This is a genomic window from Bradyrhizobium sp. Leaf396 (genome assembly GCF_001424605.1).
Classification (GTDB): domain Bacteria; phylum Pseudomonadota; class Alphaproteobacteria; order Rhizobiales; family Xanthobacteraceae; genus Bradyrhizobium; species Bradyrhizobium japonicum_C.
On record NZ_LMQJ01000001.1, the window covers coordinates 105,054 to 122,049 of the forward strand.

Here is a 16,996-nt window from a genome sequence, read left to right on the forward strand (position 1 = left end):
CGCGCCGCGAACCCTGCTCTTGTCGATGGCGACGGATTTCTGAGGCGGTCAATCGATCGTGCCGAACTCCGTCACCGGCAGGATCCAATAGACGAGCTTGGTACCGCCAAATGAGGCTCGCAGCCGATCGAGCAAGTTGCTGGCATCGCTCCTCGCCAGGATGATCTGCACCGCCGTCTGGTCGGCATGCCCCTTCACGCGTTCGGCGGCCGTCTGCAATCGAACCCCGGCGCCGTGACCGGCACCGGGCGCTGCCGTGAATCCCGAAACGAGATCGGTCTGGTCGGTGAGATAGTCGAGCAGCTCCTCGCGGAGCTGGTCCGGTACGATCAGGGTGAGACAGACCGGTTGATCGGTCATTTCGCCACCTTCGGCGCTCCGCCATAGCGGCGATACAGGATCGGCAGGAGAATCAGAGTGAGCATGGTGGAGGACAACAGTCCGCCGATCACGACGATGGCGAGCGGTCGTTGCACTTCGGATCCTGGCCCGGACGCGAACAGCAGCGGGATCAAGCCAAGCGCCGTGATGCTCGCGGTCATCAGCACCGGACGGAGCCTGCGCATGGCACCTTCGACGACGATGCGGTCCTCGCTCAACCCATGGGCGCGGAGTTGGTTGAAGTAGGATACCAAAACGACGCCGTTGAGGACGGCGATGCCGAGCAGTGCGATGAAACCGACCGAAGCAGGCACCGACAGATACTCACCCGTCAGGACCAGTGCGAAGACGCCACCGATCAGCGCAAAGGGGATGTTGACCAGCACCAGCAAGGCCTGCCGGATGGCCCCGAACGTGGTGAAGAGCAGCAGAAAGATCAGGCCGATCGCGATGGGCACGACGATGGACAAGCGTGCGGCGGCACGTTGCTGGTTCTCGAACTGCCCGCCCCAGGTCAGTCGGTAGCCGTTCGGAAGGGGAAGCTCGATCGCAACCTTCTGGCGCGCTTCCTCGACGAATCCGACCATATCGCGACCGCGGATGTTGGCGCGGACGACGCTCATGCGCGCTCCGTCCTCGCGGTCGATCTTCACCGGGCCATCCACGCGCTGGATCCGGGCGACTTGCGACAATGCGACATGCTGCCCTGAAGCGAGCGTCAGCGGCAGGTTTGCCAGCAGCGTCGGCGCTTCCCGGGTGGTCTCGCTGCCGCGGACGAGGATCGGCGTGCGGCGTCCTTCCTCGAGCGCGGTGCCGATCGTCCTGCCCTCGATCTGAGTGCGGAGCGAGTTGACGATCGAATCCACCGTCAGGCCGAGGCGGCCGGCCTCCATGCGATTGACCGCAACCGTGTAGTATTGAGCGCCTTCGTTCAGCGTCGTGTAGACGTCCTCGGCACCGTCGATGCTGGACAGGATGGCCGACAGCTTGGCTGCGGCTTCGTTCAGCCTGGCGATATCAGGACCGAAGATCTTGACGGCGACGTCGCCGCGCACGCCGCTGATCATCTCCTGCACCCGCATGTCGATGGGCTGGGTGAAGCCGAGCGAGATGCCGGGAAAGCCGGTCAGAACCTCGCGCAGCTTCTGCAACAGGGCCTCGCGGTCGTCGGTCTGCCTCTCGGCGGCTGGCTTGAGCACGAGGAACGTGTCGGTCTGGTTCGGACCCATGGGATCGAGGCCAAGCTCGTCCGAGCCGGTCCGTGCGACGATGCCGGCAACGTCCGGTACGGCCAGCAGTGCCTTTTGGAGTCTCGCATTCATGGCGAGCGACTCGTCGAGGTTGACCGAGGGCAGCGTTTCCACGCTGACGATGACGTCGCCTTCGTCCATCGTCGGCATGAAGGTCTTGCCAAGTTTCGTATAGGCCAATCCCGCGGCGATCAGTCCGATCACCGCCGCAGCCATCACCTTGCGCTCGTTGTTCAAGGCCCAGTCCAATGCCGGCGCATAGACCCGTTGCGCCGCACGGACCAGCATGGGATCGCGATGCGACGCGGACTTGAGCACGTAGGAGGTCAAGACCGGCACCACGGTGAGCGCCAGCAGCAGCGAACCGGTGAGCGCGAAGATGATGGCCAGCGCGACCGGGATGAACAACTTGCCCTCAAGGCCCTGCAGCGTCAGGAGGGGGATGAACACGATGATGATGATGAGGACCCCTGAGGCGACCGGTTCCAGCACCTCGCAAACCGAACGGTACACCAGGTGGATCAGTGGAACGGTTTTGCCCGGCTCCTGCTTGCCGAGATGGCCGACGATGTTCTCGACCACGACGACCAGCGCGTCGATCAACATGCCGATCGCGATCGCAAGTCCGCCGAGGCTCATCAGATTGGCCGACATCCCCACCAGGCGCATGACGATCAACGCGATGACGATGGCCAGCGGCAGGCTGAGAGCGATTACCAGCGAGGCCCGCCAGTTGCCGAGGAAGAGCAGCAGCAGAACGATGACGAGGACGGTGGCCTCGCCGAGCGCTCGCACCACCGTGCCGACGGCGCGGTTGACCAGGCGGCTGCGGTCGTAGAACACGTTGATGGAAACGGTCTTCGGCAGTGCCGGCTGCAGCTCGGCGAGCCGGGCACGCACGTCGCGGACGAGCTGGCCGGCGTTGGCGCCGCGTAAGCCGAGGACGAGGCCTTCAACGGTCTCGCCGTTGCCGTCCGACGTGACCGCGCCATAGCGGGTCAGCGTCCCGATCTTGACGCTCGCGACGTCGTTGACCAGGATCGGTACGCCATCGCGGGTGTCGACGACGATTGCCTTGATGTCTTCGATCGAGCGGATGCTGCCTTCGATCCTGACCAGAGCGCTGTCTTCGCCCTGGTTCACCCGTCCGGCGCCGTCGTTGCGGCTGTTGGCCTCGATCGCGCGACGAAACACGTCGTACGAAATGCCGCGCGCGGCGAGCGCATCGTTGCGCGGCACGATCTCGAAGGCTCGGACATAACCGCCGAGCGAATTGACGTCCGCAACCCCTGGGACTGTCCGCAGCGCGGGACGGATCACCCAATCGAGCAGGGTCCGCCGCTCGGCGAGCGACAGCTCGGGGCTGTCGATGGTGAACATGAACATTTCGCCCAGGGGGCTCGTGATCGGCGCAAGACCTCCGCTCACCCCGTCGGGGAAGTCACGCGCGATGTTCGACAGCCGCTCCGACACCTGGTTGCGCGCCCAATAGATGTCGGTGCCGTCCTCGAAATCGACGGTGATGTCGGCCAGCGCATATTTCGTGGTGGAGCGAAGGATCTTCTTGTTGGGCAATCCGAGCAGTTCGAGCTCGACAGGGACCGTGATGCGCTGCTCGACCTCTTCGGGGGTCAGGCCCGGCGCCTTCATGATGATCTTGACCTGGATCGGCGAGACGTCGGGGAACGCGTCGATCGGTAGACCGGGCAGGAGGACGGCGCCTGCGCCGACCACCAGCAACACGCTCAGCAGGACGAACAGTCGCTGCGCAAGTGCGAACGCAACCAGGCGCCGGAGCATTTATTGCCCCAGTCCGGAGAGAATGCCGCGAAGTGCCGAGATGCCGCCGATCGCGATCTCGTCCTGGTCCGTAAGGTGGCCGGAGATGACGACATGGTCCTGGTCCTCCGCAACCAGCTTGACCGGTACGAGCCGGAAGCCGCCGGCCGTGGCAACGAACACCGATGTCTGCTCGCCACGACGCACCAGCCCATTGTAGGGAATTTCCCACGCGCTTTCGCCTGCGGAGAGAAAGCCGATGCGAGCCGCGGTGGTCTGACCGGGATGCAGCTCTCCATCGTTGGGGATTTCCGCGCGAACCAGAATGGTCTGGGTGGCAGGGTCGATGGTCTCGGAGACCAGCACGACCTTGCCGGGGGTGGAATAGCCGGTGATCTCGACCTTCGCGCCTGTGCGGATCGCGCGGATATTCGTCGCAGGGACCGCGATTTCCGCCCATAGCGGTGAGAGCCGCGCCAGTTTGATGAGCGGCGCGGATTGTTCGATCCGCTGTCCCGGCGATACCGTGACCTCGACCACGGATGCAGTCTGCGGCGCATTGACCGTAAGCGTACCGCTGATGGCCGCCTCCTGTCCAAGCCGAAGGATCGCCTCGTCGGACATCCCGCTCAGATGCAGCATCTGGCGCCGCTCGGCGACGACGAGAGCGGCCTGGCGTGCTTCAGCCTGGCTGGCCTCCAGCACGCGCTGTGGCACGGCCTTGCCCTCGAACAGATCCATGTTGCGCTTGAGCTGCTGGCTGGCAAGATGCTCCTGTGCGAGCGCATGCAGGTAATCGCGCTGCTGGGAGACGAAGCTCGGGCTCTCCAGGGTCACCAGCGGCTGGCCTGCGGAGACGCGGTCACCGCGCCCGACCAGGAGATTGGCGACCATGCCGGCCATGGGCGCGCTCACGACCCGCAATTGCTGCGTCGGGATCACGATCTGAACGGGATAGGGCAGCGTCAGATCCGTCCGGACCGCGACTGGATGGGTCAGGCGCACGCCGAGATTGCGCGCCTGTGCATCGCTCAGCTTCAGTTCGGCCTGCGCGTGCGGCGCCGAAGGCCAAGAACTCAAAGCGAGCGCAAGCAGAGCGCCGACGGCCGCTTTCCGGGCGCGGACGGAAAGCCGAATCCCATGTTGGAGTTGCATGACGAACTTGAGTCCGGAACAAGTGGCAGCAGGCTAATCGGATGCGCCGCTGGCGGGTTGATTTGCATCAACCGACGCTGTCAGGACACGATGGTTTTCACGACGGCTGTACTGATGCCGATCGGTCCGACAGCCTTGAGCCGCTTGGATCACGAGCAGCGGTCAGATCGGATGATCTGCCGCCAGCATCTGCGACTCGTTCGCACTTCAGCGCCTCACGATCGAGCCGGTGCGGCCGATCAGGCGGGCGAGCTGGCGGAAGCGGCTGCCGACGCGGTCGGCCACGAGATCGCCGAGGCGGTGCTCGAACACAAGCGTCAGATTGCGGCCCCGGCTGCGGAAATGGGTAGCAGGCAGGACACCCGGACGCGCCGCCGAGATCAGATGCGCGACGCGGAATGCGGCGCCCAGCAGGCGCGCGCGTTCGAGCTGGGCCGGCGGCAGCAGCCCCTGCATCGTGGCCGGCGGCTGGTTTTCCTCGCTGAGACCGGCATAGCGATAGAACACCGACAGGCCGACGAAGGCGCGCTGGACGTGGGTGATCGAGCCGAAATTGCCGTTGACGACGAGGCTCAGCGTTTGTTCGCCGCGATGGTCGGGATGTACGCGCCAGCCGATATCGGAGAGCAGGCAGGCGGTGTGGCGCAGGCGGCGATCCTCTTCGCTTTCGCGCAGCTTCACGACGCGCACGAGACGGTCGGTCCATGCGATCAGCTCGCGGGCGTGTTTGGCCGAGCGTGACAGCAGCTGATTCAACTCCTCGGCCGCGCAGATCAACCCGTCCTTGCCGCGTTCGGTTTCGGACAGCTTCTCGTGCAGCAGACCCTCGCGCACGCCGAAGGTCGAGAACACGATGGTCTTCGGCTTGGCGACCCGAATGATGTGCTCGAGCACCAGCGCGGCGTAGGTGAGGAGCGGGCGCCGCGCGTCGGCGACGATCTCGATGTCGGCGAGCATGTCGGCGGCGACGAGGCGCCGGAGACGGCGCGAGAAGTCCAGCGCCTCGGCGGCCGAGATCGAATAACCGTGCATCACCTGGAGTGGATAGCCGCTCTGGATGATGTGGATGCGCGCCAGGGCGCGCCAGGTGCCGCCGACCGCGTAGAAGGTGCGGCCGCGGCCCGCGGTGAGCTGCGGCACCCCGTCGAGCTCCTCGCGCACGATGTGGTCGGCGCGCTTGAGCGATTTATGCGCGAGATCCTGGAGCGCGAGGCCGCCGAGCGGCAGCGTCACGCCGCTGCGCACGCTGTTCCGGCGCACGTCGATCAGCTCGAGCGAGCCGCCGCCGAGGTCGCCGACGATGCCGTCCGGAAGGTGGATGCCGGAGATCACGCCGAGCGCCGACAGCCGCGCCTCGCGCGGGCCCGACAGGATCTCGATGTTCACCGCGCAGATGCGCTCGGCCTTGGCGATGAAGTCGGGGCCGTTCGAGGCGTCGCGGCAGGCCGCGGTCGCGATCGCGAACACGCGTCCGACCTGCATCACGCGGCACAACGCACGGAAACGCTTGAGCGAGGTCAGCGCCTTGTCGACGGCGTCCGGCGCGAGCAGACCGGTGCTCTGCACCTCGCGCCCGAGGCCACACAGCGTCTTCTCGTTGAAGATCGGGATGAGGCTCCGCGAAAGCCCCTCGTAGACGACGAGACGGACCGAGTTGGAGCCGATGTCGATGACCGCGACGCTCGAGCCGCGCTTGCGCGGCTGCTTCACGTCGCAGATCCCCGATCAGGATTGATGGCGTTCGTTCCGGCGCGTGAGACGACGCGGCGAGGATTCCTTGAGCGACTTTCCACGGCCAGACAGACTCGGATTCGTCATGAAGTAGTTGTGCACGTTGAAAGGCTCCTCGCCCTTCGCGGTCTTCATACGCGTTGAGGACCCGTCCGGCAACAACTGCCAGCTCTGCTCATTGTCCTTGAGGTTCGCGACCATGATTTGCTCGAGAACCTGCTGATGCACCGTCGGATTTTGCAGCGGACACAACACCTCGACGCGGCGGTCGAGATTGCGCGGCATCATGTCGGCAGAGGAGATATACACAGCCGCCTTCGCGCTCGGCAGGCCCTGGCCCATGCCGAAGCAGTAGATTCGGCCATGTTCCAGGAATCGCCCGATGATCGACTTGACGCGGATGTTCTCCGACAGGCCGGGGATGCCGGGCCTGAGGCAACAGATGCCACGCACCACGAGTTCGACCTGGACGCCGGCCTGCGAGGCCTCGTAGAGCGCGTCGATGATGTCAGGATCGACCAGCGCGTTCATCTTCATCCAGACCGCGCCGTGCCGGCCGTGCCGGGCATGCGCGGTCTCGCCCTGAATGTGCTCGATGATGCGCTTGCGCAGGGTCAGCGGCGACACCGCCATCTTCTCCAGATCGCTCGGAGCGGCATAGCCGGTGATGAAGTTGAACACGCGCGCGGCATCGCGGCCGATGGTCGGATCTGAAGTGAAGTAGGAGAGGTCAGTGTAGATGCGCGCGGTGACCGGGTGATAGTTGCCGGTGCCCGTATGAACGTAAGTCGTGAGGCTGCCGCCCTCGCGGCGCACCACCATCGAGAGTTTTGCGTGCGTCTTCAATTCCAGGAAGCCGTAGACCACCTGCACGCCGGCGCGCTCGAGATCGCGCGCCCAGCGAATATTGGCTTCTTCGTCGAACCGCGCCTTCAGCTCGATCAGGGCGGTGACGGATTTGCCGGCTTCGGCCGCTTCGGCGAGCGCGCGCACGATCGGCGAGTTGTTCGAGGTGCGGTAGAGCGTCTGCTTGATCGCGACCACATCGGGATCGCGCGTCGCCTGCTGCAGGAACTGCACCACCACGTCGAAGGACTCGTAAGGATGATGGACGATGAGGTCTTTCTGCCGGATCGCGGCAAAGATGTCGCCGCCATGCTCGCGTACGCGCTCGGGATGGCGCGGCACGTAGGGGGTGAATTCGAGATCCGGCCGGTCGAGACGGGTGAGCTGCGAGAGCTCGTTCATGGCGAGCACGCCGTCGACCAGGAACACCTCGTCGTCGGCAGCCGACAGTGCATGCTGCACGAAGCTGCGCAGCTGCTCCGGCATCTTGGCGTCGATCTCGAGCCGGATCACGGACCCGCGCCGACGGCGCTTCAGCGCGGTCTCGAACAGGCGGACGAGGTCTTCCGCCTCTTCTTCGATTTCGAGCTCCGAGTCGCGGATGATCCGGAAGGAACCTTGGCCGTGCAGATTGTAGCCGGGGAACAGGCGGTTGATGAACAGGGTGGTCGCCTGCTCCAGCGAGATCAGGCGCACCGTTCCTTCGGCCGGCAGGCGGATGAAGCGGTCGATCTTGCCGGGCATGCGGATCAGCGCGTTCATCTGCTTGCCGTCGGCGGCGCGCGTGAGCTGGAGCGCGATGGTGAAGCCGAGGCTCGGAATGAACGGGAAGGGGTGGGCCGGATCGATCGCGAGCGGGGTCAGCAGCGGGAACACGTTGTTGAGGAAGTAGTCCTCGACCCAGGTTCGTTCCGCCTTGGTGACCTCCTTGCCGTCGACCAGCACGATGCCGACCTCGGCCAGCGTGGCGCGCAGGTCGCGCCAGATCGCCTGCTGGTCGGAGGCGAGCTGGGAGACGGTACGGTTGATCAGCGCGAGCTGTTCCGACGGCGTCAGGCCGTCGGGGCTGCGTTCGGCGATGCCCTCGCGCACCTGGGCCTTGATGCCGGCGACGCGGACCATGAAGAATTCGTCGAGATTGTTCGCCGAGATCGAGAGGAACCGCACCCGCTCCAGCACGGGGTGGTTGAGATTGACCGATTCCTCCAGGACGCGGCGGTTGAAATGCAGCCAGGACAGCTCGCGGTTGATGAACCGTTCGGGGCTGGATGCGATCGCCGGCAAGCCCTCGGCTTCCGGGGGTTTTTCTTTCGTTTCAACCGTTTGCGCAGAGTCCATTAGAAGTCGGTCCATCCTGTCTCGCCTCACTTTGCGACTTATGCGCAAAACCCCGGGGAGCATGTGTTACAGCGATGACGTTTCGATGACATTGATGTTCCGCCCCTCGGTCCCGTCAAGCGGCCTCAAGGCGCCTTGGGGGCTGGCGGGCCAATCAGACGTCCCGCAAGAGCTCGGCGGCCAGCGCCCGGGTGACGGGGCGGCCGAGCCGCAGGGCTTCGCTGTCGAGCAGCTCCACGGCCCGCCGGGCGGCGGCCGAGGACCGCTCCAGGCGGGTGGCGAGGTAGCTGACTACGCTCTCGTCCACGGTGAGCTGGCGGTCGGCGCAGAATTTGACGATGAGGCCGCGAAAGAGCTGGTCGTCGGGGGGCTGCAGCGTGACCACCGGCACGGCACGCAGACGCGAGCGCAGGTCGCGCAGCTCGATCTCCAGCGAGGCCGGCGCCTCGCGTCCGGTGAGGAGGACGTAGGCGCCGTCCTCGCGGGCGAGATTCATCATGTGAAACAGGGCGCGCTCGTCGAAATCGTTTGCCCTGAGATCTTCCACGACCAGCGCGCCGGTGGCGAGCGCACCGGGGACCCCGGCGGCGGTCAGCGCATTGGCGGTGGTCGAGCGGGCACCGGCCTCCTCGGCCCAGATCGCGGCGAGATGGCTCTTGCCGCTTCCCTCGGGACCGGCCAGCCACATGATCCGGTTCGGCCATTCCGGCCAGCTGTCGATCAGGCCGAGACCGGCCGCATTGGCGGGGCCTTCGAGGAAGTTGTCCCGGCTGAGGCTCTCCGCATGCGGGAGCGAAAATGCCAATTGTCGGGGGTGAACGCGGCCTGCCACGCTTGTTTTGCTCCATGCCGGCGCGCCGGCCCGTTTGAAGAGGGTTCGACTTGATCGTGCGGCACTTGTTCGTGCGAGACCTTGATCTTGCGAGACTGGATCTTGCGAGACTTGGCCTTTTGCGGGGCCGCATCCCGGCTCATTTGGCCTCGATCGTACTCATGTGCCGCAGCCACTCGACGAGGTAGAGCGACACGGAGGAGAGCGTGAAGACCGTGACGAGGCCCATCAGGATCATATCATAAGGGGCCGGCTTGAAGCCGAAGGCAAGCGCCGCCAGCACCAGCGCCGCGAACGCCACTTGGGCCACGGTGTTGAGCTTGGACACCTTCGACGGCTTCATCTCGACCGGTCGGTCGAACAGCCAGGATACGATCACGGCGGCAACGATCATGATGTCGCGGGAGACCACCAGGATCACGATCCAGCGCGGTATCGCGCCCCAGATGCCGAGCGCCATGTAGATCGAGACCAGCAGCGCCTTGTCCGCGAGCGGATCGAGCAGCGCCCCGAGCTCGCTCGTCATGTTGAAGCGCTTGGCCAGGAAACCATCCACGGCATCGCTGACGCCGGCAATCAGGAAGACGGCGAACGCCACCTCCATTTGGCTCGACACGATGGCCCAGACAATGATCGGGACCAGCATGATGCGGCCCAGGGTAATGATGTTCGGAATACTCACGAAAGCGCTTTCCCGGCCCCGGCTTGACCTCGAATCCGCCCCCCTTGGGAGGCTGAACCGGTTGATATCTACATAGTATAGAGCGGGGCGCCATGCGAGCCATTGCGCGTCCCCGGAATTCGACGTAACCAGCCGCAAACCCACTGGAAATCGGGCATGACCGACCGCAAAAACGGGCTCACTTACGCCGATTCAGGCGTCGATATCGACGCGGGCAACCGCCTGGTCGACCTGATCAAGCCGATGGTGCGCGCCACCGCGCGGCCGGGCGCGGACGCCGAGATCGGCGGCTTCGGCGGCCTGTTCGACCTGAAGGCGGCAGGCTTCAAGGATCCGGTCCTTGTCGCCGCTACCGATGGGGTCGGCACCAAGGTCAAGATCGCGATCGAGACCGGGCTGCACGGCGGCATCGGCGTCGATCTCGTTGCCATGAGCGTCAATGACCTCGTCGTGCAAGGTGCCGAGCCGCTGTTTTTCCTGGATTATTTCGCCTGCGGCAAGCTCGACCCCGAGGCCGCTGCCGCGATCGTCGCTGGTGTCGCGGAGGGATGCCGCGAATCCGGCTGTGCCCTGATCGGCGGCGAGACGGCCGAGATGCCGGGCCTCTACAAGGATGGCGACTACGACCTCGGCGGCTTTGCCGTCGGCGCTGCAGAGCGCGGCACGCTGCTGCCGCGCAAGGATATCGCGGCCGGCGATGCCGTGATCGGGCTCGCCTCGTCGGGCGTGCATTCCAATGGCTTCTCACTGGTGCGCAAGATCGTCGAGCAATCCGGTCTCAGCTTCGCGGCGCAGGCGCCGTTCGCGCCCGTGATGACGCTCGGCGGCGCGCTGCTGACGCCGACGAAGCTCTACGTCAAGTCCTGCCTGCGCGCGATCCGCGAGACCGGCGCGGTGAAGGGGCTCGCCCACATCACCGGCGGCGGCTTCACCGACAACATTCCGCGCGTGCTGCCGAAGCACCTCGGCGTCGGCATAGACCTCGCGCGCCTGCCGGTGCTGCCGGTGTTCAAATGGCTGGCCGGGCAGGCGGGCATTGCCGAGCTGGAAATGCTGCGCACCTTCAATTGCGGGATCGGCATGATCGCGATCGTCGAGCCCGATAGGGTCGACCAGGTCGTCGAGGTCTTCACCGACGCCGGTGAGACGGTGGCGCAGCTCGGCACCGTGATCCCGGCCGAGGGCGAGCATCGGGTCGTCTATAACGGCCACCTCGATCTGGCGCTGTAATGACGGGCGCTGTGATGAAGCGCCGGGTCGCCATCCTGATCTCCGGGCGCGGCTCCAACATGGCTGCGCTGATCAGGGCCGCCGCCGCTGCGGATTTTCCGGCGGAGATATCGCTCGTCATCTCGAACAAGGCCGATGCGCCCGGGCTCGAACGGGCCCGGGCGAGCGGCGTGAAGACTGAGGTGATCGAGAGCAAGCCGTTCGGCAAGGACCGCGCCGGATTCGAGAAAGTGCTGCAGGCAGCCCTCGATCGGCACGGCATCGAGCTGATTTGTCTTGGCGGCTTCATGCGCCTGTTCACCGCCGAGTTCACCAAGGCCTGGTACGGGCGCATGCTCAACATCCACCCCTCGCTGCTGCCGTCCTTCCCCGGCCTCGACCCGCACGGCCAGGCCTTGCGCGCCGGTGTGAAGTTGTCCGGCGCGACTGTGCATTTCGTGATCCCCGAGACCGATGCCGGCCCGATCGTGATGCAGGGCGCGGTTCCCGTCGGCGATCACGACACCGGGGATACGCTGTCGGAACGCATCCTCGAGGTCGAGCACCGCATCTATCCCGAAGCGCTGCGGCTGCTCGCGAGCGGCAAGGTCCGGATCGAGGGCGATGTGTGCAAGACGGCGGGCAGCGCGGCGTCGGAGAATTTTCTGATTGCGCCGGTGGTGAGCTGAAGCGCCCTCCGCGTCTGGGTGCCTCCAAGAACAAAATCCCCCGGCAAAGCCGGGGGCAACGTCATGATTTCCCGCGCGCTGCGCGACATCAGGAGACCTTGAGGTTCTCCGCGGATGATTTGCCGCGGTTCTCCACGAGGTCGAATTCAACCACCTGGTTCTCGTTGAGGGTGGAGAGTCCGGCACGCTCGACGGCGGAGATGTGGACGAACACATCCTTGTCGCCGCCGTTCGGCTTGATGAACCCATAGCCCTTGGTCGGGTTGAACCATTTGACGGTGCCCTTTTGCGGCATCGCTAGTCTCCTCCACTAGATACAAAAAAGACGCGGCCGCTTTTCGCGTGCCACGCCACAAGCGGGCTTCCGGAAGTCTGTTCGAGTCTTGAGTCTCAACGTCGCGAAACGCACAGCGCAGCGGCCAATTCCGATTGTGTCCAGCATTGCAACATGAAAATCGCGCGCGAGCAAGCTGCGCGCGGATTTCAAGGCCGATGCGGGCCTGTTCGTCTGCAATTTACGACCTGTGGCAGCGGAACCACAATCGAAGGCAATAGGCCCTGTCGCAGCGCTTCGACCGATTGACGCTCCCGGGTAGTTCGGCACAAATCGCCGCTCGCGCCGCGGGTTCGTGTTGTATTCGCGCGCCGCCACTTTGCTTCGGGATTCATCGTCATGCGCTGCGCCGCGCAGCTCTCCGGGACACGGCAGACGATCGGGCTGGTCCGCGTTCCCCGGATCGTGGCTGCGATCGCAATGGCGTTCGCGGTGGTCGTGATGATGGCGGCAGCGACCCCGAGCTTCGCGCAAAGCCCAACGCCCACCCCGACCCCGACGCCCACGCCGTCACCGACCCCGATCCCGTCGCCGATGTCGACGAATTACGATCAGTCGGCCGGCAACAGCGCGCTCAACCTCGGCTCGGGGTTCCTGGAGCGGCTCGGCAACCAGGCTTCAGGCGGTATCAACCGCGCGTTTCGCACCAATCCCGGCGGCGGCGGCGCGTCCGCGAGCACGGAAGATCCGCGCTACCGCACCTGGTTCGAGGGCTACGGAATCTCTGTCCGGACGGATGCGCAAGGTGACTTCGTCGGCGACAAGCGCAAGACCGTTGGCGGCGTCGCCGGTTTCGGCGCGCGGCTTGCGCCGGGCGTCAACATCGGCTTTTCGATCGACCAGAGCCACACCGACATCGATGTGCCGCTGGCGTTGCAATCCGCAACGCTCGACCTGACCCAGCTCGGCTTCAGCGGCTCGGCCGACAAGGGCCCCTGGACTTGGGCCTTTGCCGTGGTGCACGGCTTCGGCAAGGTTCATTCCTCCCGCGACACCGGCCTCGGCCTTGCGACCGCGGGCTATCGCGCCGCCGTTGACGGCGCGCTGACCGAGATCAGCTATTACTGGACCAAGGACCAGATGCGCATCGTGCCCAAGGGCGCGCTCGAATATGTGCGCGCCACGAGCGCCGCGTTTCAGGAGGCCGGCGGCCTCGCCCCGCTCAACGTCGGCTCAACGGCGCTCTCTCGCGCGCGTGTGATGATCGGGGCGGAGGTCGGCCGCTATTTCATCATTGAGCAGAAGGTTCTGGACCTTTCGGCCTACGGCAAGTTCGTCGACAATTTTTACCAGGATCTGGGGTCGGTTCAGGTCAGCCTGGGCGCCCAGAGCATCATTGTCCCCGGCATCGGCGAGAGCCGCTACGGCATGGATGCCGGTGCCTCGGCCTCGCTCAGCCTGACCAACGTGGCACGGCTTTACGTCAATTACGACGGCAAGTTCCGCAACGAACTGACCTCGCATCAGGGCACGGCCGGCTTCGAATACAAATGGTGAGCCGACGCTCGCCTGCGTTCAGGTCGGCGTCGCCGCAACATAGCCTGCCAAACCAAACCCTTCGCGCGCAGCCGTCATCATCGGCACCAGCGCGTCCGGATGGATGAACTCGTCGCGGAAGCAGGGATAGGTCCTGGCATCGAAGATCTTCTTCAGCCAGTCGACTACGATCTTGTGACGTTCGGAGCTGCGGAACTCCTTGTGATAGGTCAGCCACAGATCGGCGTGGTGGCTGACGCCGAGATCGACGGCCACGAGCGGCGCGCCGAGCGCGATCGACACGGTCGGCAGGAAGCCGATGCCGGCGCCGCGCTCGACGGCGTAGAGCACGCCGACCGACGAATTGGTCTTGATCCCGACGATGCCCTCGAGCGAGTTCAATCCGAGCACGCGAGCATAGGCGCCGTCGTCGACCTGCGGCGCGCTCTGCTTGATGATGCGATGGTTCTTCAGCTCAGCGAGCGTCGCCGGGACGCCGTAGAGGTTCTGGTACTCCTTGGAGACGAAAGGATAGATGTGCAGGCGGCCGAGCTTGGCAACGATCAGGTCGGGATTGGTCGGCGGTTCGAGCTGGATGGCAATGTCCGATTCAAGCCGCGCGACGTCGGCCTGCTCCATCGCGCAACGCAGATCGACCGTGATCTTGCGGTAGGTCTTCTGGAAATCGATCAGTCGTGGCAGGATCCAGAAATTGCCGGGGCCTTCCGTCACAGCGACGCGCACGGTGCCTGACGTGTCGCTCGACGATCGCGAGGCGCGGCGGAAGACGTTGAAGGCATGACGCTCCATATGTGCAACGTCGGCGATCATCGCGGTGCCTTCATCGCTGAGCGTGAGTCCGCTCTGGTCGCGCAGGAACAGCTTGCACCCGATGCTCTCTTCCAGCCGGTCGATGCGGCGCATCAGGGTCGTGGAGGTGAGGCCGAGCTCTTCGGCCGCATTGCGAAAACTTTTGTATTTTGCGCACGCTAAAAACAGCTTCAAATCGTCCCAGGACGCATCCAGGGCTTCTTCACGGTGCTGCATCATCGCAGCACCCCGGTGCAATAACTGCTGCATACTCCTGATCCCCAGCCGCTAAGCTCATGGCCATAGCGGGGCACGAAAGCCTCGAACGATAGAGGCGTGATATGAGTATGGAAAGGGGCTCGTTTGCCGCAAGGCATGATTTCGATGCCTTGCCGCTGAGCCCGGATGTCGACGTTCGCTGTGCGCAATTTTCCGAAATTGCGACACTTTCGGAAATGGCGCGCCGGCTGGTGCCGGGCGTGCAGATCGGAACGGTGGAGCTTGCGCGATACTTCACTCTCGATCCTCAAAGCATTTTGACGTTCAGCCGGAAAGGCAAGCTCGTCGGCGGCATGGCCTTCTTGTTTCTCAATGACCGCGGCCACGATGCGCTGCTGCTCGACGAGATCTGCCTCACCGCGCCGGAGACGCGTTATCTCGCGTCGGCGAACGAGGACGTCGCTGCTATCTACATCTGGGCGATCGCCGCCACGGGGCGCGGCATCGCCGGTCTCGGCAAGGCCGCGGCTCATCTCAGGCAGATAAGGTTTCGCGGCGCGGATTGCTATGCGCAGCCCTCAACGGTGGCCGGACGCGACATCATGAGGGCGACGGGCTTTGCGCCCGTTCCGAGCTTTCAACCCGACCTGTGGTGTTACGAGCGTCCCTGGCATCGGCAGCCGATGCGCATGCCGGGCGCGATGATCCAATCAAGGAGCTTTGCAGATGCACGGTACTAGGATTCCTGTCGCCAAGCCTTGTTCCCGCGCGATCACCATCCGCCTCGCGCGCGATCCAAATGATCTCATGCTGGTGACCGCCATCCGCTCGGCGGTCTATCTCGCCGAGCAGGATTGTCCCTTCGAGGAGGAGTTCGACGGTAACGACATGGTCGCCGCGCATTTCATCGGCTTCGTCGGTAATGAGCCCGCGGGCTGCCTGCGGGTGCGCTTCTTCGGCGATTTCGCCAAGGTGGAACGCCTGGCAGTGCGGCACCAATACCGCCGCTCACGCGTTTCGTTCAAGCTGGTGCAGGCCAGTGTCGACTATGTGAAGCGCAAGGGTTTTCGCAAGATCTATGGCCAGGCGCAGGACCGGCTGGTCGATTTCTGGGCCCATTTCGGCGCCAAGCCGCTCGGTCACAACCGCAAGATCACCTTCTCGGATTTTTCCTATACGGAGATGTTGCTGGAGATCGAGCCCGGCCCGGACGCCATCACGCTAGACAGCGATCCCTATGTGATCATCCGTCCTGAGGGCGATTGGGATCGGCCCGGCGTCCTCGATGCCTCGGCGGGGCGGGCGGTGACCTCGCCGCTGCGGGACCTCGCACTCGCCGACCGCTGAAACTGGTGCAGCTCTGCGCAACACAATGCTGACGTCCATCCATGATGATCCGCCGATCCTGATCTGTGCGGATCTTCAGGTCGAATATCTGACCCCCGGCCGCCGCCATGTCATCTTTGACGGCGATGCGGCAATGGCGCGCTGCCTGGAACTCCTGATGCTGTGGCGCAGCAATCTGTGGCCGGTGATGCATCTGAAGCGTATCGCACAGGCGGCTTGGTTCAATCCGGCATCCAGGCTGACCGATTGGATCGCAGAAACCAAGCCGCACCCGGGAGAGATGACGTTCGAGCATCCACTGCCGTCGGCCTACAGCTCGGCGCGGTTCGTGGATCATATGTCCAGTATCCGGGCGATGCGGTGCGTTCTGATCGGCTTCTCGCTGGACGAGACCATCCTGGCCACGGCCGTTGACGGGTTTCACCGCAGTCACCGCTACCAAGTGGTCATTGACGCCGTGGCTTGCCGGCAGCCGGGCACGGATGATGCAGCCGCCTACAGGAATGCGGTGGTGAATGTCATCGGGAATTTTGCTACAGTCCAGTCCAGCGCCGAACTGATCAGAACCAGCGGCGCTGTTGCGGTTTAGGTGGCCGCCGACGGGGTGAGGGATTGTCACGGGGAGACGAACTCAGGGAGCTGGCGAACGATCTGTCGCGTGCCGCCGAGAGGGCGCGCAGGCTTGGTCTTCGTACGACGGCCTATTTGCTCTCGATGGCCCTGGTGGAGGTGAGGGAAGCCGGTGCCGCCACCGACGGTGGGGACGACGACGGCGCGGCGTGAGGGCTGCCGCGGCGCGGGCCGGCCGTGTGCGGCTTTGTGCATCGCTGCTGGGCGGCTGCTGCCGACGAATTAGCGTTGCAAGTTTTGCGCTGTGGCAATAGCCAAGGTGCGTGCCATCGAGTGATGACGCCGGCT

The 16,996-nt window shown here is 64.7% G+C and carries 16 protein-coding genes; 7 read left to right on the forward strand and 9 right to left on the reverse strand.

Going from position 1 to position 16,996, the window contains the following annotated elements; translation table 11 throughout:
• Positions 1–48 precede the first annotated feature (48 nt).
• The 7 genes from ASG57_RS00520 to ASG57_RS00550 form a co-directional block, all read right to left on the reverse strand.
• On the reverse strand, positions 49–360 hold the full coding sequence (locus ASG57_RS00520; protein ID WP_024338097.1) for a DUF3240 family protein: 312 nt from the start codon (positions 358–360) through the stop codon (positions 49–51).
• The gene (locus ASG57_RS00525; RefSeq protein ID WP_024338096.1) at positions 357–3,431 is read right to left on the reverse strand and encodes an efflux RND transporter permease subunit; all 3,075 of its coding nucleotides are present in this window, start codon (positions 3,429–3,431) and stop codon (positions 357–359) included. The genes ASG57_RS00520 and ASG57_RS00525 overlap by 4 nt, the downstream gene beginning before the upstream one ends.
• A complete protein-coding gene (locus tag ASG57_RS00530; RefSeq protein WP_024338095.1) occupies positions 3,432–4,565 on the reverse strand; it encodes an efflux RND transporter periplasmic adaptor subunit in 1,134 nt (377 codons plus the stop codon).
• A 207-nt stretch (positions 4,566–4,772) separates the two neighbouring features.
• Entirely contained in the window at positions 4,773–6,275 is a 1,503-nt protein-coding gene (ppx, locus tag ASG57_RS00535; protein WP_057195491.1) for an exopolyphosphatase, read from the reverse strand.
• A gap of 15 nt (positions 6,276–6,290) precedes the next feature.
• The gene (locus ASG57_RS00540) at positions 6,291–8,480 is read right to left on the reverse strand and encodes an RNA degradosome polyphosphate kinase (protein ID WP_024338093.1); all 2,190 of its coding nucleotides are present in this window, start codon (positions 8,478–8,480) and stop codon (positions 6,291–6,293) included.
• 154 nt (positions 8,481–8,634) lie between these two features.
• The gene (locus tag ASG57_RS00545; RefSeq protein ID WP_024338092.1) at positions 8,635–9,312 is read right to left on the reverse strand and encodes a P-loop NTPase family protein; all 678 of its coding nucleotides are present in this window, start codon (positions 9,310–9,312) and stop codon (positions 8,635–8,637) included.
• Between the two features lie 139 nt (positions 9,313–9,451).
• The gene (locus ASG57_RS00550; protein ID WP_024338091.1) at positions 9,452–9,994 is read right to left on the reverse strand and encodes a CDP-alcohol phosphatidyltransferase family protein; all 543 of its coding nucleotides are present in this window, start codon (positions 9,992–9,994) and stop codon (positions 9,452–9,454) included.
• 156 nt (positions 9,995–10,150) lie between these two features.
• On the opposite strand from ASG57_RS00550, the gene purM reads away from it, so the two are divergent.
• Positions 10,151–11,224, forward strand: coding sequence for a phosphoribosylformylglycinamidine cyclo-ligase (gene purM / locus ASG57_RS00555; protein WP_024338090.1), 1,074 nt, complete (start codon positions 10,151–10,153; stop codon positions 11,222–11,224).
• Positions 11,225–11,238: 14 nt separating this feature from the next.
• A complete protein-coding gene (gene purN, locus ASG57_RS00560; protein ID WP_024338089.1) occupies positions 11,239–11,892 on the forward strand; it encodes a phosphoribosylglycinamide formyltransferase in 654 nt (217 codons plus the stop codon).
• 88 nt (positions 11,893–11,980) lie between these two features.
• Here purN and ASG57_RS00565 read toward each other — a convergent pair whose 3' ends face one another.
• A complete protein-coding gene (locus ASG57_RS00565; RefSeq protein WP_024338088.1) occupies positions 11,981–12,187 on the reverse strand; it encodes a cold-shock protein in 207 nt (68 codons plus the stop codon).
• Between the two features lie 378 nt (positions 12,188–12,565).
• Between ASG57_RS00565 and ASG57_RS00570 the strand changes: the two genes are divergently transcribed.
• The gene (locus tag ASG57_RS00570) at positions 12,566–13,723 is read left to right on the forward strand and encodes an autotransporter outer membrane beta-barrel domain-containing protein (protein WP_024338087.1); all 1,158 of its coding nucleotides are present in this window, start codon (positions 12,566–12,568) and stop codon (positions 13,721–13,723) included.
• Positions 13,724–13,741: 18 nt separating this feature from the next.
• Here ASG57_RS00570 and ASG57_RS00575 read toward each other — a convergent pair whose 3' ends face one another.
• The gene (locus ASG57_RS00575) at positions 13,742–14,782 is read right to left on the reverse strand and encodes a LysR family transcriptional regulator (protein ID WP_024338086.1); all 1,041 of its coding nucleotides are present in this window, start codon (positions 14,780–14,782) and stop codon (positions 13,742–13,744) included.
• Positions 14,783–14,853: 71 nt separating this feature from the next.
• Between ASG57_RS00575 and ASG57_RS00580 the strand changes: the two genes are divergently transcribed.
• Genes ASG57_RS00580 through ASG57_RS38520 form a run of 4 tightly spaced genes read left to right on the forward strand, consistent with a single transcriptional unit; the run spans position 14,854 to position 16,861 of the window.
• Positions 14,854–15,471 (forward strand): hypothetical protein, encoded by a 618-nt coding sequence (locus ASG57_RS00580; RefSeq protein ID WP_024338085.1) that lies wholly within the window; start codon positions 14,854–14,856, stop codon positions 15,469–15,471.
• Positions 15,458–16,078, forward strand: coding sequence for a GNAT family N-acetyltransferase (locus ASG57_RS00585; protein ID WP_024338084.1), 621 nt, complete (start codon positions 15,458–15,460; stop codon positions 16,076–16,078). Before ASG57_RS00580 ends, ASG57_RS00585 begins: the two co-directional genes overlap by 14 nt.
• Positions 16,079–16,103: 25 nt before the next feature.
• A complete protein-coding gene (locus tag ASG57_RS00590) occupies positions 16,104–16,667 on the forward strand; it encodes an isochorismatase family protein (RefSeq protein ID WP_024338083.1) in 564 nt (187 codons plus the stop codon).
• Positions 16,668–16,690: 23 nt separating this feature from the next.
• The gene (locus ASG57_RS38520) at positions 16,691–16,861 is read left to right on the forward strand and encodes a hypothetical protein (protein WP_196232358.1); all 171 of its coding nucleotides are present in this window, start codon (positions 16,691–16,693) and stop codon (positions 16,859–16,861) included.
• The last annotated feature ends 135 nt before the right edge of the window (positions 16,862–16,996 follow it).

Bases quoted from the DNA above. Each gene is read 5' to 3' on its own strand.
- ASG57_RS00520 (WP_024338097.1), bottom strand. From the start codon at position 360: ATGACCGATCAACCGGTCTGTCTCACCCTGATCGTACCGGACCAGCTC.
- ASG57_RS00525 (WP_024338096.1), bottom strand. From the start codon at position 3,431: ATGCTCCGGCGCCTGGTTGCGTTCGCACTTGCGCAGCGACTGTTCGTC.
- ASG57_RS00530 (WP_024338095.1), bottom strand. From the start codon at position 4,565: ATGCAACTCCAACATGGGATTCGGCTTTCCGTCCGCGCCCGGAAAGCG.
- ASG57_RS00540 (WP_024338093.1), bottom strand. From the start codon at position 8,480: ATGGACTCTGCGCAAACGGTTGAAACGAAAGAAAAACCCCCGGAAGCC.
- purM (WP_024338090.1), top strand. From the start codon at position 10,151: ATGACCGACCGCAAAAACGGGCTCACTTACGCCGATTCAGGCGTCGAT.
- purN (WP_024338089.1), top strand. From the start codon at position 11,239: ATGAAGCGCCGGGTCGCCATCCTGATCTCCGGGCGCGGCTCCAACATG.
- ASG57_RS00565 (WP_024338088.1), bottom strand. From the start codon at position 12,187: ATGCCGCAAAAGGGCACCGTCAAATGGTTCAACCCGACCAAGGGCTAT.
- ASG57_RS00570 (WP_024338087.1), top strand. From the start codon at position 12,566: ATGCGCTGCGCCGCGCAGCTCTCCGGGACACGGCAGACGATCGGGCTG.
- ASG57_RS00575 (WP_024338086.1), bottom strand. From the start codon at position 14,782: ATGCAGCAGTTATTGCACCGGGGTGCTGCGATGATGCAGCACCGTGAA.
- ASG57_RS00580 (WP_024338085.1), top strand. From the start codon at position 14,854: ATGAGTATGGAAAGGGGCTCGTTTGCCGCAAGGCATGATTTCGATGCC.
- ASG57_RS00585 (WP_024338084.1), top strand. From the start codon at position 15,458: ATGCACGGTACTAGGATTCCTGTCGCCAAGCCTTGTTCCCGCGCGATC.
- ASG57_RS00590 (WP_024338083.1), top strand. From the start codon at position 16,104: ATGCTGACGTCCATCCATGATGATCCGCCGATCCTGATCTGTGCGGAT.